This window comes from Endozoicomonas sp. ONNA1, from assembly GCF_024606325.1.
Lineage (GTDB): Bacteria > Pseudomonadota > Gammaproteobacteria > Pseudomonadales > Endozoicomonadaceae > Endozoicomonas_A.
Genome location: NZ_JAHHPN010000048.1, coordinates 1 through 13,710 on the forward strand (window position 1 = coordinate 1; position 13,710 = coordinate 13,710).

The following is a 13,710-nucleotide window of genomic DNA, read 5'->3' on the forward strand; positions in this document are numbered from 1 at the left end:
ACCAATTTATTGCAACCGCAGTAGGACAGCCTTAAGTCCGACAGGCTGCTAGAGGCTAATCAACACACGCTGATTCCAGATCTGCGACCAGTTCTGTGTACGGTCACCCACTACCAGGAAATCAGAATTCAGCAGACTTTCCTTGAAGTTGTAGGAAAACCGCTTGCCGTGAGGATCCAGCAGTAAAGCTCCGGCACCTTCCAGTACGGCCTGTGCCGCTCCGGTATCCCACTCAGATGTGGGCCCCAGCCTTGGGTAGATATCCGCCAGCCCTTCCGCAACATGACAACTCTTGAGGGCACTGCCGACAGGCCTTACCTCCAGATCAGGGTAGAGCGCCCTGAGCTTTTCAACAAATACCCTCGCTCTTTCGGTTCCATAGCTTCGACTGCCCAGTACCACCGTTTCCCTTTCTGGCTGAAATATTCTTGGCGTAATACTGTCAACGGGCTGATCTTCAATTTGTTTGAAAGCACCCAGACCGCTACCCCCCCAATAGGTTGTATGCTCATCAGGAACATGAACCACACCCAATATCGGGTAGCTTCGACCATCTTCTGATTTTTCCATCAGCGCGATATTCACGGTGAACTGGCCATTGCCATTGATAAACTCCTGAGTGCCATCCAGAGGGTCCACCAGCCAATAACGTTCCCACTGGCAGCGTTCAGTAAAAGGGGTATGTTCTGACTCTTCTGATAAAATAGGGTACTGGACATCCAGAGCCTTCAGGCCCTGCTCAATGACTTCGTTGGCTTTAAGATCTGCCACAGTAACGGGCGTTTTGTCAGACTTGTGCTGAATGCTCAGGTCTTGCTGATGATAAAGGGTCAGGATGGCCTCTCCAGCCTGTCGGGCAATGTGCTTCAGGGGCTCAATCAGCTTCTCGTCAAACATTGGGGGTCTCCAGCCATCCGGCCTGAATTTTCTCTTTGACCAAAAACAGGGTAGCCAGAGCCCTTGCTTCGGAAAAGTCCGGCCTGTCGTTCAATTCCAGTAAGCGGTCAAAGGACCACTCGACCACTTCCAGAGGCTCTGGCTCATCGCCTTCCAGCCTTTCTTCATAAAGATCCCAGGCCACCATTGAGTGTATTCTGCTTTTCATATAGTTGGGTGACTGGGTGAATGCACTGAGGTACTTCCAATGACGAGCACCGTAACCCACTTCTTCCTTTAACTCACGGTTACCCCCTTCTTCCAGACTTTCTTCAGGCTCAACCAGCCCCTTTGGCAGAGTCAGCTGATAGTCTTCGGTACCACCGGCATACTCGCGGATCATCAGAAAACGATTATTATCCAGCAGCGGCACTACCATCACTGCTTGATGCCCCGTTCCAAAAGAACCTAATCGTTCATAGGTTCTTTCAACACCGTTGGAAAATCTGAGATCCAGCTCTTCTATTCTGAACAGACGAGTGCGTGCAATTTCACGACACGCTTTGATAACCGGTTTTTCTGACATGATTCCCTACCCCTTGTTCTGCAGTTATTATAAGCACCGAATTCGTTGCTTACATACGTCGATGTACATTTAATTGACTCAGCCTTGCGCCAATAATTCAGAAAGATTGTCGTTCAGGGTTCGGATGAGTCATCATGGCAACAGAATAAAGTCGAGGTCATTATGATTAACTGGAATGCCATAGATACCGTTCTCCTCGATATGGATGGTACCCTGCTGGATCTCCACTTCGATAACTACTTCTGGATGGAGTACGTGCCTCAGAAGTATGCCGAGAAACACAATATTACTCTGGAGCAGTCGAAAGAAGAGCTGCATCCAAGGGTAGCTCAAACGTACGGCAAGTTGGAGTGGTACTGTCTCGATTACTGGGCCAGAGAGCTGGACCTCGATATCGTCGCCCTAAAAAACGAGATGGCTCATTTGATCAGGTTCAGACCCGATGCCGACCATTTTCTGCAAAATATTCGCGATCGGGGCAAGAAAGTGATCATGATCACCAATGCTCATAGGGACAGCTTGTCACTGAAACTGGAAAGACTCTCCATGGCACACTATTTTGACAGACTGATCAGTTCCCATGATTACGGTTACCCTAAGGAAACCCAGGCATTCTGGCACAATCTTGAAGCCGACATTGGCACGGATAAGGAGCGGGCTCTGTTTATTGATGACAGTATTCCGGTTCTGGACTCTGCCAAAACCTACGGCATCGCCCATTTATTGGCTATTCGATATCCGGACAGCAAACAGGGCGCCAAGGATACGGGTCAATATCAGGCTGTTGAAGATTTTCGTGAGCTTATTCATATTTGATGAGCCTTGAAAACTGGCCCTGAAAAACAGTTCAATGACTTTTGAGAGTAATAAATGGCCAAGCAAAGTAGTACTCACGATAAACAGCAAGACAAAGTGCGTCTGGACAAGTGGCTCTGGGCCGCCCGCTTTTACAAAACCCGTAATATCGCCAAAGAAGCCATTGAAGGTGGCAAGGTACATCTGAATGGCCAGCGCTGCAAACCCGGCAAAGAGCCCAAAGTAGGCGACGAGCTGAAACTGCGTACAGGCTGGGATGAAAGGGTGGTAATTGTTCGGGAACTCTCTGACAAACGCCAGAAAGCGGAGCTGGCACAACAACTTTACGAAGAGACTGCAGCCAGCATACAGTCTCGTGAGGTGGCAGCGGAACAACGCAAGGCCTTGCGCGGTGCTGTAGCTCCGAGGCCGGATCGTCGTCCGGATAAAAAACAGAGAAGGGACATTCTCAGGCAAAAATCCAGTCTGGCAGATTAATGCCCGTTCATTTTTCCATGGGAAAAATGACCGGAAAACAGTCACAACAGATAAACAATACCTTTCTCTACTTTGGAAGGGAGCACTGTCAGTCTGTCACCGAGGCATGGGCCAGCTAAACACTCTCCAGACTCAATAAGAAACAGAGCCCCATGAGTAGAGCACTGGATCAGACGTTGTTCGCTGTCCAGAAAGCGGTCTTCCTGCCACTCCAAGTTAATACCCAAGTGTGGGCAACTGTTTTCGTAGACAAAGACTTCTTCATCTCGACGGACTGCGAAAATGGAGCCTTTTTCGGTTTCAAAACCTTTACTTCCGGGGTTTTCAAGATCATCAACAGCACAGAGTTCCAACAAGTTTCCAGTTCCTGAGTTTGATAGCTGCTTTGAAAATACATTCGTTAAATCCAACTTTTAATCGGTTGTTAAGTATCCCGAAAATATCACAGTAAGGCTCCTGGTCAGCGGTTACGCCGTGGTGTGTTTGTCAGTGTGCCAGAGCTGGTCACTTTTTCTTTAACCACATTTGCTTTAGTATTTTTTCCAAGAAACCAGAACAAAAAGCCAGGCAAAACCATTACCAATCCAGTGAGACTGTGTATAGGATGCATGTATACGTGGTAAATGACACAGAAAGTGACAGAGGCAATAAAAATCGCTGGGGCATAGGGCCAGAACAGAACGTTAATATTCTCATCCTTCAGTTTCAACCTAACCAGGCCAATTACGGTCATTACACAACAAATGCCTAGTAGATAGCCAATACTGGTAAGCATAAACTCAAAAGAGCCATACCAGAGAATCAACAGGACAACTATTCCCTGAAATATTATGGCATTGTGGTAGTTACCACTTTTAGTTTGAAGAAATTCCGGCAGATAACCATCATCAGCCATCTTGGCATAGACACGAGGACCCATCATGATTAACGCGGAAAGTGAACTGAGCAAAGCAAGGTTAACAATGATCGCAGCAATCACCACTGCCCAGGGGCTGGAAGAGTGTTCAGCAATCAACAGCAGATAGTCTACTTGCCCCAGAATATCGTAAACATGCTCTTGTCCGAGAATGGCATAATTTAACACCAGATAAATGAGTAAAACCAGACAGGACCCCGTCATCGTCACTTTCATCAAGTTTTGTTGAGATGCTTTTATCTCGCTGGCAACGTAAATTACAGAGTTCCAGCCTGAATAGGCAAAGAAAGCCCAGATGAAACATGTTGAGAGACCGTCGATATTCCAATCGGCAGGGGACGACAAGGAGCTGACGTTTAGTTGCTTCATGACTATCTGGTCGGAAATTAGATAAATGAAAGCACCAATCAGCACCAACTTGAACGATATTATCAGATTTTGAATCATGAGCCCCTGATATCTACCAAAGCAATGCATGATAGCAAAAAGAACAACAAAGACAGTACCAATTGCTCTGGAGTCAGCCAACCCTGAAAAAATGAACCAGTGCCGTGTATACTCCCCAAGTGCAAAAGCACACACGGCGATTGGAGCGGAGAACCCTACCAGCAGCGACACCCATCCTGCCAGACAACCCAGCATTGGATGAAATATTCTGGAGATAAAAAGGTACTCACCTCCGGATTCCGGCATCTGCCTTGCCAAGGCTCCATAACAGACCGCACCGCAAAGCATAACCACGCCGGCAATTAACCAGATAAACAATACCAGAACAGGGTGACCCACCCGACTTAACATCAGACCTGATACGGCAAACGTACCAGCTCCAATGACATTACCGATAATCAGCAGCACTGCACTGGTAAAACCCACTTTGTGATGACCGTCAGTCACATGTCACCGTAACTCACGGTTGTCCTGGTATCTCAGGGGCTTTCTGACCAACGGAAACAAGCCTTGCATGGTCATACCAATGGGCATCCGGGCTCATCCAGGCAGCCTGAATTAAAGGAAATAATGTGTCATGCTCCGGTATTACCTTTAAGTACGGTTCGAGCTGGCTGAAAGTAAGGTACATCAAACGCCCATGAGCATTATCACCACCCTGAACACGTTTATAGGATATCTCTGCATCTACATTAACCAGACCAGCCTTTGACATCATATCTGCAAGCAGATATCCCTGATCAAAGTCAATATGTTTTGACATTCTGTGATATGCATCCACCACATAATCAGGAAGCTTCGCATCAATTTTGCCAAACTCGCGGAACCTGTTTACATTTCCACCATCAACGTAGTCTTCAATGACCAAATAACCACCCGGCTTCAATGATCGGGCCAGTTTGGCGATGAGCGCATAATTGTCGTTCTTGGTCAGATGCATGACCACGAGCCGGATAAAAACCAGGTCGAACCTGTCGACGCCGGGATCGTAAGCAGTGATATCTTCGTGAATAACTTCAATCTGAGGGGCAATTGCTGCCACTTCAGCAAGGAAGTGATCATCAATATCCAGTGCGATGACTTTTCCGTTCTCCCCTGCAGATTCCGCAAGAAATCGACTCATTGAACCAAGACCAGGACCTATCTCCAGGAAATGACCGCCCGCCTTTAGGTAAGGTTTCAAACTGGCCTGCGACTGAGAATCAAGAACCTGCTGCAAGGCTTCCAGTCGACGCCTGCCCATATCCCACTTATTGGAAAGTGAGTAATCCCCTTCTGGTACCATCGGTTTCTCTACTGCTTCAGATTCGGCATAAGAACACATTGACAAAAAAAGCAGGAAAATCAGAGCAAACCTTGTTGGGATGTTTCCGGTTATTCTCATAGTTGACACCTGCAAACAATACCTGAGAACAAAAGAATAGATGACGGATACAGTTTATCCACTTTTATTTCCAGATCAGTTTTCTAATTCCGATACGCACCCCCACGCAGAGCATGGGAACCAGGAATAATTACCGGGCATTTTCCAGAGTACCAGTGCCTTTTTTTCTTCCGGTAGACGTCAGGGTAATGCATTAACAGACTCGGGGCAAAGAAGCTGATCCCGGGTTGTGCCATCGACAAACAGGTCACCATAATTAAATTTACGACGAGTTTCGTTCAATCGCTATATTCTGCCGTTTTCTACATCTTTCAAAAAATCCACGAGCGCCTGCCGGTAATTTTCCGGATCGTCCCACATGGAGCAGTGACTGCCATTATCACAAACCACCAGCCTGCTGTGGGGCAGAATGGAAGCCATCTGCTCCTGATCATAAGGCGCCATGGTGTCATAGCGTCCAGCCAGTACCAGTGTTGCAACACGGATCTCAGCCAGTTCATTCCAACGATCCCAGCCCAGCAGATTGCCGGTAACAACAAACTCATTATGACCCTGCATAGTGTTGTAAACATTCCGATTCCTGTGATCAAAAGCCCTGCTCAGAGCTTCAGGCCAGTTAGGCAACCTGCAAATGTATTTGCGATAGAGATGCTCCATCAAAAGAGACGAGTACTCTTCATTGTCCAGATCATTCGCTGCTTCAAACTGCTTCATTCGATCAACCACTTCCGGTGGCAACTGCTCCCGAAGGTGATTGATTTGGGTCATGCAGGAATGAATGCTGCCGGTGGTGCTGCCGAGTATCAGTCCTTTCAAATGCCGCTGGTACTTAAGTGCGTATTCAATGGCCCACAGGCCACCATAACCGTGACCAAATAGGTAAAAATCCTCCAGAACCAATGCCGTCCGAACCTGTTCGATCTCATCAATAAATCGTTCTAATTGCCAGAGTGACTCACCTTCAGGCTGATCTGAGCACCACGAGCCCAGTTGATCATAAAAGATAACTTCCACTCCCTGAGGAACCAGAAAGTCTTCCAGACATTCCAGGTACTCATGGGAATATCCTGGCCCACCATGCAGTGTCAGTAACTTTAGCGGCCCGGAACCCACCCGCTGAGTCCAGACCCGATAGCCGTTATCCAGTGTCACCCACTGAACACCCGGTGCGTTATGCTTCTCTTGTTTGGTCATCATGCCAGTACGCTGTTTAGATTTCGCAACGGGTTCAGTTTAGGCAGTTTCTATGGAAAAAAGCGGGAATGCACTCTCTTAACCACTACGGTTTTCAAGCCAGTCTTTGGTTAACTGATTTATCCTCAAGCGGTTTATCACCCATCATGAAAACTCATGCACTCGTCCTGCTTTCCTTGCTGGCTTGCTCTGTCCAAACCAAAGACACCCTACCTATCTGCACGATAAGCGGCTCAATCGCTCTTGCGACCAGGTGCCTGACAGGTAAAGATAACCTGAAGAGAGATGCTCATCGGCAATCTGTGGAAAACTTTCTAAAACAACTGTGGATAAGTATAAATATGGTAACCGGGAACCTTTATATACAAAGTCAATAATCGGCTGAAAGCCTTTACGTGCAGGGAGTACTTATTATGACTTTCTTAAAACTTCTGAGTAAAAGCCTGTGTATAAAAAGTGTATAAAGAATTGCCCACCGGTCACGACCCATGTTATTTCTGTTACTGAATCGGGCTTATGACAACGCACCATGAATGAACTGCTTGATGGCAGCCAGTCTTTTTCTGTGATCTGATCAACTGTCGATGGGAGAATCTCGGGAGGGCCATGCACATCCAGTTGATGATGAGGGCTAAACAGTCATTCATTGCTGTAACTGCGTACCCAACAACACATTCACTGACTGCATTCTTGAAACCAGAAGATCAGGAAAAATATTCAAATGATTATCGAGGCGTTCACATGGGCCTTCTCAAAAGCAGTAAAAGGCGCGAGACGAGCAGGGCTTGTGCAGGAAGTTGCTGCGATTGCAGGGAAGTACCAACGTAACACAAAAGCCTGGCAACCACATTTGGAGCAAACCCGTGCGACCATTACTGTCGCCATAAAGAAAGCAGATCCTGCTGAACCCATTCTGATACTGGGCTCGGGACTGGGTCTTGATCTTCCGTTGCAAGCACTCAACAGTCATCCGGCGGGCGCCCTCTTGTTCGATGCTGTGAAGCCACCACAGCTTGCAGCCAAACTAAAACAGTATCCAAATATTAAATTTGAACTGCGGGATGTAACTGGCCTTCTCGAAGAATTCTATAACAACTACGGCGACAGGAAGATAACCCCACCCGGTTTTGCACCGCTGCCGCTCACGGGTTTTAGCCTGGCAATCAGCGTGAATATGCTTTCGCAGATTCCGTTATCATTCGCCAAAAGCCCACCAGAGGATGACACGGAAATTTGCCTGATGGCGGCTATTCAGCAAGCCCACATCATGACCTTAAAGGCGATGGACTGTAACACTCTCCTGATTTCTGATCATGAACGCCATGTGGGCAAAGACGGTGACACTGAGGTTATCACTACTGTTGCGCCGCCCCTCTGGCCTTGTAATCCTGAGCATGAATGGGATTGGCATATTGCCCCAAAAGGTGAAAACAGAAATGGCCTGACCACGACCCTTAAGGTGGGTGTCTGGGAAATCCTCAAGTGATCCTCTTTGACATCAAGCCCTCTTGCCGACCCAAAAACCACTGTCGACAGGCAAATCTGTTGCTGACATAGTTTTCTGGCAGCATTCAATGAATTAGCTACTTGAAGGCAGCCAGTCTTCTTCCATGACCTGATCGAATGTCCATGGGCAAATCTCAGGAAAACTATCCTCATCAAGTTGCTGATGCTTCATCACATACCGATTCAATTCTTTGATCGCAAGCAGTTTTCCGTCTGGATAAGCTTCATCCATACTTATGTTCAACATACCCTTGAGATGAGGTCGTTTCTTCAAGAGCTTTCTAATGGCAATCCTTGTCCGGTCTATAGTTGCCATCCAGTCTCTGCAGTTATAGGGCTCGGGCAGTAGAGGATTCAAAACTCGATTCTGATAATCATATTTCAACAAGTGGATCAGGAGTGTCGTCAGACGAGATTCGAGAGTATCCAGTTCACTGCCCATATCGTCGATTTCCCCAATCAAATTATCTACGTCAAGTTGGTCAAATTGGCGATTGGTCAGATACTCTTTTTGCTGCTCAACCCAGCGATAATAATCTTTCTCGTATAGATCTTTCACGAATTGCCTCCTACGCTGCTCAAGCTTGGACAGTGTAGCCTATGACTTCTTCTCGCCAGGTATCACTACATCAAAGAGCAGCCCCTTTCTCAGGGTAATTTGGCTGAAATAGATATTAATGGCCTGCAAGGTCGTCAGTCCCAGTTTGCGGAGCACTTCTTCTTCCGCTTCTTGCTTAAAAAATTTATAACGGATTGTGCATCGGCCCCGACCAAAGTCATCCCTGCTGCTGACTCAGTTTTCTGGTAGACTCGAATGAATCAACGGCTTAAGGCAACCAGTCTTCTTCCATGATCTGATCAAATGTCCATGGGCAAATCCCAGGAAAGCTGTGTTCATCAAGTTGCTGATGAGGCTGTACGTAGTCATTCATTGCTTTAATCGCCAACACCTTGCCATCAACATAAGCTTCGTCGAAAAGGCTTTTCACCTCACTATTTAGATGGGGGCGCCTCTTTATGAGCTTATCAATCGCAAGCCTTGTTCTATTAATCGTTCCTTTCCAATCTCTGCAGTTATAAGGCTCGGGCAGTATAGGATTCAAAACTCGAACCTGATAGTCATATTTCAGCAAGTGGAGCAGAAGTGTCGTCAGACGAGATTCCAGAGTATCCAGTTCACTGCCCATATCATCGATTTCCCCAATCAGGTTATCTACATCAAGTTGGTCAAATTGACGATTGGTCAGATACTCCTTTTGCTTCTCAACCCAGCGATAATAATCTTTCTCGTAGAGATCTTTCATGAATTGCCTCCTATCCAGCTCAAGCCTGGAAAGTGTAGCCTATAACTTCTTCTCGTCAGGTATCACCACATCAAAGGGCAGTCCCTTTCTCAGGGCAATCTGGCTGAAATAGATATTAATGGCCTGCGAGGTCGTCAGCCCTAGTTTGCGGAGCACTTCTTCTGCTTCTTCCTTTAACCGTTCGTCGATACGCGCTCTGACGGTGGTTTCTTTAGCCATAATGCAATCTCTCCCATGACATATTTCTGATTGGAAGCAATCAGATCGTCCATGGTACATGAAACCCGTGACCCATGAATGCGTTCTTCTCAGTACGTTTTTCCTGATAAGTGTTAAACTGTCTAGATTCTATAGCTGCACACACATTCACTGCGGACACTCTTGCTTCGCTGCGCGCACTTGCCAGTTTTTTTGTCGAAGCAACCCGATAACCTATTTCGGAGGAATCAAGTTAATGGGCCGACGCCATACAACCCACGCTGTCCAGGTGGGGCATATTACCATCGGTGGCGATGCCCCTGTGGTCGTACAGTCTATGACGGATACGGATACTGCTGATGTAGAGCGTACGGTTGAGCAGATCAAGCTTCTGGCAAACGCTGGCTCTGAAATTGTCCGGGTGACGGTGAACACCGAAGAAGCGGCTGCAGCAATACCGGCCATCTATGAGAAGCTGGCACAGCAGGGCTATAACGTTCCGATTGTCGGTGACTTTCACTATAACGGTCACACCTTACTGACCAAGTATGACGAAACAGCCCGCCTGCTGCACAAGTACCGTATTAACCCCGGCAATGTTGGCTTTGGCGACAAGAAGGATGATCGCTTCAATACCATGATTGATGTGGCCATCAAATATGACAAGCCGATTCGTATCGGGGTGAACTGGGGGAGACTGGATAAAGAACTCTCCACCCGACTGATGGATGAAAACGCTCGTTCTGAAAACCCCAAATCCTCTCAGGAAGTTCTGCACGAGGCTCTGGTACTGTCGGCGCTGACCAGTGCCGATGCAGCCGTGGCGAGAGGACTGGGTGCCAACAAAATTGTTATTTCCTGCAAAGTCTCCAGGGTACAGGATCTGATCAGCGTCTATGAGATGCTCTCAGAGCGTTGTGAATATGCGCTCCATCTGGGCCTGACCGAAGCGGGAATGGGCAGCAAAGGAATTGTTTCATCCAGTATCGCCATGGGCGTATTACTTCAGCAGGGCATTGGCAACACCATTCGCACCTCCCTGACTCCAGAGCCCAATGGCAGCCGTGATCGGGAGGTGATTGTTTCCCAACAGATCCTGCAGGCGCTGGATGTCCGCAGCTTTTCTCCTGAAGTGACCGCCTGCCCGGGTTGCGGTCGAACTACCAGTACTTTCTTCAGGGTTCTGACAGATGAAGTTGACGCCTTTCTGCGTGCCAAAATGGTGACCTGGCGCCACAAGTTTGTGGGTGTGGAAGAAATGAAAGTAGCGGTTATGGGCTGTGTTGTTAACGGCCCCGGTGAGAGTAAACACGCCAACATCGGTATCAGTCTGCCCGGAACCGGTGAAGCGCCTTCGGCACCTGTATTTGTCGACGGTCAAAAAGTGACTACGCTCAAAGGTGACAATATTACCGAAGAGTACAAGGGAATGATTGAGGAGTATGTCCACAAAACATACTCACCAAGAGAATCGCTGATCGCCAGCGAATAATAGATCAATCAAGTTCAATAGAAGCCCGTTCGACGGGCTTTTTTATTTCGTCCGGTCAGCGATTATTTATTCTGCTTCTTTGGGCTCAGGCCTTTCCTGTTCGATCATCTCCGGGGTTTCCAGACTGATCCGACCCAGACCACCACTGCGAAATTCATTCAGAAGAATCTCAGAGACCTTGTGTAGATCAGCTATGCCACCTCTTCGCATACAATTTCTGCGGGCAGCAATGACATCCATCAGTTCGATATCGGTCGAAGGCAGCTCATTGATCTGGAAACGCTGTCTGAGTGCTTCTGGATAAGCTTTTAGAAAATATTCAGCGGCGAACAGGGCAATATCTTCGTATTCCAGAACCGCATCTTTAATGGCTCCGGAAATGGCCAGTCGATAACCACAGGCTTCCGGCTCCAGCTTGGGCCAGAGGAATCCGGGCGTATCCAAAAGAATCATGCCATTGGGCAATTTTATTCGCTGCTGCTGTTTCGTGACTGCGGGGACATTTCCGGTTTTGGCAATAATACGATTGGCAAGCGTGTTGATCATGGTGGACTTGCCGACATTGGGAATCCCCAGGATCATGGCTCTCATGCCTTTGATATCGAGCTTACGCTCTACCATGCTCTCGGCCAGCTTCAGAACACCACGTACTTTTTCCGGCTGACTCTGGGTCAGGGCAATGGCCTTCACCCCTTCTTCCTTTTCCATCTCCCTGGTCCACCGTTCTGTGACAGCAGGATCAGCCAGATCACTCTTATTCAACACCTTTATGTAAGGCGTTTTACCTCGCAGGGAAGGCACCAGAGGGTTTCCGCTACTGAAAGGAAGACGAGCGTCCAGAACTTCGATGATCAGATCAACTTCCGGAACCACTTTCTTGATCTCCTTTCGAGCCTTGTGCATATGCCCGGGAAACCAGTTAATTGCCATAACAAAACCTCTGTTTGCTGAAGGCCGGTATTTTATAGGCTCCAGCGCAATCTAGTAACCCAGACTTTTTAACAGTTGTTCCTCTATAGGGCGCTCTCATAGAAAAGTCCAGTCATTGAATTTAGCAGCCTGACCCCGGTATTTGTCTTCCTCATCGTAGAGGTTCCAGACCACTGCCTGTTCAATGAGGAATCGTCTTCCGGTGCTGGAAACCCGGATGCCTGAATAGTTTTTGATGTAGCCGCTTTCACTGACTATTTTGAGCAATCGGTCCCGTTCTTCCCTATTGAGCTGTTCTGCAGAATGTCTGGAGGGCATTTGAGTCAGAGTGTTCCAGTCCATTTCAAAGAGAGACTGAGCACTCAGGTTGCCGTAACAGAAGACCGGATCACTTTCTGTTCCATGCGACAAAATCACTGACGGGTGTTCGTAAAGTTTTTTACCCAGTTCGGAGTCATTCAGGGGCAGTCCGCAAAGCAGCTGCCCCGTCAGTGTGTGGTAACTGTTGGCCATCAGCAGGCCTTGTTGCTGAAGAAAAGGGTCCTGCGGTGAGATCATATTTTGCCTTGTTGCGGCAGTGGGTAACCGAAAAGTAAAATTGAGAAAATAGCCTAAGCTCCCGTGGCTCAGTCGTAAAGAACTAACCAATGGATAAAATCAGTTAATGAAGTATCCTGCTCCTTTGAGACCCGACAGTCGAATTGCAATCACAGCATTTTCTTCGGGTGTCCCGAAATCCTGCCACCCACGTCTTGATCGATGCCTCGATGATTTGCGCCGTCAGGGTTTTGTTGTGGTTGAAGGAGAGTGCCTCAGGTCGAATCAGTGTTATGTCAGTGCGTCACTGGAGAGCAGAGCGAGAGAGCTAACGGCTTTTCTGCTAGACGACTCTATTGATGCGATTATGCCACCCTGGGGTGGAGAGATTGCTATGGATCTGCTTTCAGTGCTGGACTTTGACTCGATAGCAAAAGCAAAGCCCAAATGGTTAGCGGGCTTCTCTGATATCAGTACGTTGACGTCTGTAATAACCAGTCAGTGCGACTGGGCAACGGCACATTGTACCAATCTAATGCAACTCCATCGTTTGCAGCAGGAGCCTTTAACGGCAAATACTCTGGCTTATCTTGGAAGCTCTGAAGCATTCAGTCAGTATCCCTCAGAGAAATATCAAATCAACGGAGAATCTTATGATGAAAACCCTGATGCGGTATTCAACCTGACTGAGTCCACACGCTGGAAAGTTCTGGGTGGAAGCCAGCAGGGTGTAGCCTTTTCCGGCCGTTTGCTGGGAGGTTGTCTGGATACCCTGTGTCATTTGTTGGGGTCAGACTATCTGGATTTAAAGTGTTTCCAGAAAAGGTACTCTCAGGATGGCATCATACTGTTTCTGGAGAATGCAGAGTTCTCGCCTACTGCTCTGATCAGGGCGTTGTTGGGGCTGAAGTACAGAGGCACTTTTAATCTTGTGAAGGGGCTGTTGATAGGCCGGAATCCGTCTGATGAGCAACATGGTCAATCCCTGACCTATCAGCAGGCATTAAGTTATGCTCTGAAAGGCGATCAAGAAAGTGGTTCCGGAAG

16 protein-coding genes are annotated in these 13,710 nt (G+C 47.8%); 5 read left to right on the forward strand and 11 right to left on the reverse strand.

Annotated features, from left to right (window positions below; genetic code table 11):
- Window positions 1-48: 48 nt before the first annotated feature.
- Both cysQ and nudE read right to left on the reverse strand, forming a co-directional pair.
- Window positions 49-897, reverse strand: coding sequence for a 3'(2'),5'-bisphosphate nucleotidase CysQ (gene cysQ / locus KDK19_RS01105; protein WP_257291160.1), 849 nt, complete (start codon window positions 895-897; stop codon window positions 49-51).
- Entirely contained in the window at window positions 890-1,462 is a 573-nt protein-coding gene (nudE, locus tag KDK19_RS01110) for an ADP compounds hydrolase NudE (RefSeq protein ID WP_257254153.1), read from the reverse strand. The genes cysQ and nudE overlap by 8 nt, the downstream gene beginning before the upstream one ends.
- Window positions 1,463-1,624: 162 nt before the next feature.
- On the opposite strand from nudE, the gene yrfG reads away from it, so the two are divergent.
- Both yrfG and hslR read left to right on the forward strand, forming a co-directional pair.
- Window positions 1,625-2,278 (forward strand): GMP/IMP nucleotidase, encoded by a 654-nt coding sequence (gene yrfG / locus KDK19_RS01115; RefSeq protein WP_257254152.1) that lies wholly within the window; start codon window positions 1,625-1,627, stop codon window positions 2,276-2,278.
- A 54-nt stretch (window positions 2,279-2,332) separates the two neighbouring features.
- Window positions 2,333-2,755: a ribosome-associated heat shock protein Hsp15 gene (gene hslR, locus KDK19_RS01120; protein ID WP_257291161.1), complete on the forward strand. Its 423-nt coding sequence runs from the start codon at window positions 2,333-2,335 to the stop codon at window positions 2,753-2,755.
- Between the two features lie 41 nt (window positions 2,756-2,796).
- Here hslR and KDK19_RS01125 read toward each other — a convergent pair whose 3' ends face one another.
- From KDK19_RS01125 to KDK19_RS01140, 4 genes are all read right to left on the reverse strand, one after another.
- On the reverse strand, window positions 2,797-3,111 hold the full coding sequence (locus tag KDK19_RS01125) for a Rieske (2Fe-2S) protein (protein WP_257254150.1): 315 nt from the start codon (window positions 3,109-3,111) through the stop codon (window positions 2,797-2,799).
- A 104-nt stretch (window positions 3,112-3,215) separates the two neighbouring features.
- Window positions 3,216-4,565: an amino acid permease gene (locus tag KDK19_RS01130; RefSeq protein ID WP_257254149.1), complete on the reverse strand. Its 1,350-nt coding sequence runs from the start codon at window positions 4,563-4,565 to the stop codon at window positions 3,216-3,218.
- A gap of 13 nt (window positions 4,566-4,578) precedes the next feature.
- Window positions 4,579-5,502, reverse strand: a complete 924-nt coding sequence (locus tag KDK19_RS01135) for a trans-aconitate 2-methyltransferase (protein ID WP_257291162.1) — start codon at window positions 5,500-5,502, stop codon at window positions 4,579-4,581.
- Between the two features lie 285 nt (window positions 5,503-5,787).
- Window positions 5,788-6,699: a proline iminopeptidase-family hydrolase gene (locus tag KDK19_RS01140; RefSeq protein WP_257291163.1), complete on the reverse strand. Its 912-nt coding sequence runs from the start codon at window positions 6,697-6,699 to the stop codon at window positions 5,788-5,790.
- A 718-nt stretch (window positions 6,700-7,417) separates the two neighbouring features.
- Here KDK19_RS01140 and KDK19_RS01145 point away from each other — a divergent pair.
- The gene (locus KDK19_RS01145) at window positions 7,418-8,182 is read left to right on the forward strand and encodes a hypothetical protein (protein ID WP_257291164.1); all 765 of its coding nucleotides are present in this window, start codon (window positions 7,418-7,420) and stop codon (window positions 8,180-8,182) included.
- Window positions 8,183-8,275: 93 nt separating this feature from the next.
- Here KDK19_RS01145 and KDK19_RS01150 read toward each other — a convergent pair whose 3' ends face one another.
- The 3 genes from KDK19_RS01150 to KDK19_RS01160 all read right to left on the reverse strand — a co-directional run bounded on the left by KDK19_RS01150 (window position 8,276) and on the right by KDK19_RS01160 (window position 9,725).
- Complete coding sequence (locus tag KDK19_RS01150) at window positions 8,276-8,761, reverse strand: DUF29 domain-containing protein (protein WP_257254145.1); 486 nt, start codon at window positions 8,759-8,761, stop codon at window positions 8,276-8,278.
- 268 nt (window positions 8,762-9,029) lie between these two features.
- Window positions 9,030-9,506, reverse strand: coding sequence for a DUF29 domain-containing protein (locus tag KDK19_RS01155; protein ID WP_257254144.1), 477 nt, complete (start codon window positions 9,504-9,506; stop codon window positions 9,030-9,032).
- 39 nt (window positions 9,507-9,545) lie between these two features.
- Window positions 9,546-9,725 carry a type II toxin-antitoxin system RelB/DinJ family antitoxin gene (locus tag KDK19_RS01160; RefSeq protein ID WP_257254143.1) on the reverse strand — a complete coding sequence of 60 codons (180 nt, stop codon included), beginning with the start codon at window positions 9,723-9,725 and terminating at the stop codon, window positions 9,546-9,548.
- Window positions 9,726-9,960: 235 nt separating this feature from the next.
- Between KDK19_RS01160 and ispG the strand changes: the two genes are divergently transcribed.
- Window positions 9,961-11,196 carry a flavodoxin-dependent (E)-4-hydroxy-3-methylbut-2-enyl-diphosphate synthase gene (gene ispG / locus KDK19_RS01165; protein ID WP_257291165.1) on the forward strand — a complete coding sequence of 412 codons (1,236 nt, stop codon included), beginning with the start codon at window positions 9,961-9,963 and terminating at the stop codon, window positions 11,194-11,196.
- A 66-nt stretch (window positions 11,197-11,262) separates the two neighbouring features.
- Here ispG and ylqF read toward each other — a convergent pair whose 3' ends face one another.
- Together ylqF and KDK19_RS01175 are read right to left on the reverse strand one after the other, a co-directional pair.
- Window positions 11,263-12,126 (reverse strand): ribosome biogenesis GTPase YlqF, encoded by an 864-nt coding sequence (gene ylqF, locus KDK19_RS01170; RefSeq protein ID WP_257291166.1) that lies wholly within the window; start codon window positions 12,124-12,126, stop codon window positions 11,263-11,265.
- 96 nt (window positions 12,127-12,222) lie between these two features.
- Window positions 12,223-12,684 carry an MEKHLA domain-containing protein gene (locus KDK19_RS01175; protein WP_257280303.1) on the reverse strand — a complete coding sequence of 154 codons (462 nt, stop codon included), beginning with the start codon at window positions 12,682-12,684 and terminating at the stop codon, window positions 12,223-12,225.
- Window positions 12,685-12,790: 106 nt separating this feature from the next.
- Between KDK19_RS01175 and KDK19_RS01180 the strand changes: the two genes are divergently transcribed.
- Window positions 12,791-13,710 (forward strand): S66 peptidase family protein (locus KDK19_RS01180; protein WP_257291167.1); only part of this gene is annotated, 920 nt, incomplete at its 3' end.

Excerpts from the sequence above, each read along its gene's own strand:
- KDK19_RS01175 (WP_257280303.1), bottom strand. The coding sequence starts at position 12,684 with ATGATCTCACCGCAGGACCCTTTTCTTCAGCAACAAGGCCTGCTGATG.
- KDK19_RS01135 (WP_257291162.1), bottom strand. The coding sequence starts at position 5,502 with ATGAGAATAACCGGAAACATCCCAACAAGGTTTGCTCTGATTTTCCTG.
- KDK19_RS01155 (WP_257254144.1), bottom strand. The coding sequence starts at position 9,506 with ATGAAAGATCTCTACGAGAAAGATTATTATCGCTGGGTTGAGAAGCAA.
- KDK19_RS01145 (WP_257291164.1), top strand. The coding sequence starts at position 7,418 with ATGATTATCGAGGCGTTCACATGGGCCTTCTCAAAAGCAGTAAAAGGC.
- KDK19_RS01160 (WP_257254143.1), bottom strand. The coding sequence starts at position 9,725 with ATGGCTAAAGAAACCACCGTCAGAGCGCGTATCGACGAACGGTTAAAG.
- KDK19_RS01140 (WP_257291163.1), bottom strand. The coding sequence starts at position 6,699 with ATGATGACCAAACAAGAGAAGCATAACGCACCGGGTGTTCAGTGGGTG.
- cysQ (WP_257291160.1), bottom strand. The coding sequence starts at position 897 with ATGTTTGACGAGAAGCTGATTGAGCCCCTGAAGCACATTGCCCGACAG.
- ispG (WP_257291165.1), top strand. The coding sequence starts at position 9,961 with ATGGGCCGACGCCATACAACCCACGCTGTCCAGGTGGGGCATATTACC.
- yrfG (WP_257254152.1), top strand. The coding sequence starts at position 1,625 with ATGATTAACTGGAATGCCATAGATACCGTTCTCCTCGATATGGATGGT.
- ylqF (WP_257291166.1), bottom strand. The coding sequence starts at position 12,126 with ATGGCAATTAACTGGTTTCCCGGGCATATGCACAAGGCTCGAAAGGAG.
- nudE (WP_257254153.1), bottom strand. The coding sequence starts at position 1,462 with ATGTCAGAAAAACCGGTTATCAAAGCGTGTCGTGAAATTGCACGCACT.
- hslR (WP_257291161.1), top strand. The coding sequence starts at position 2,333 with ATGGCCAAGCAAAGTAGTACTCACGATAAACAGCAAGACAAAGTGCGT.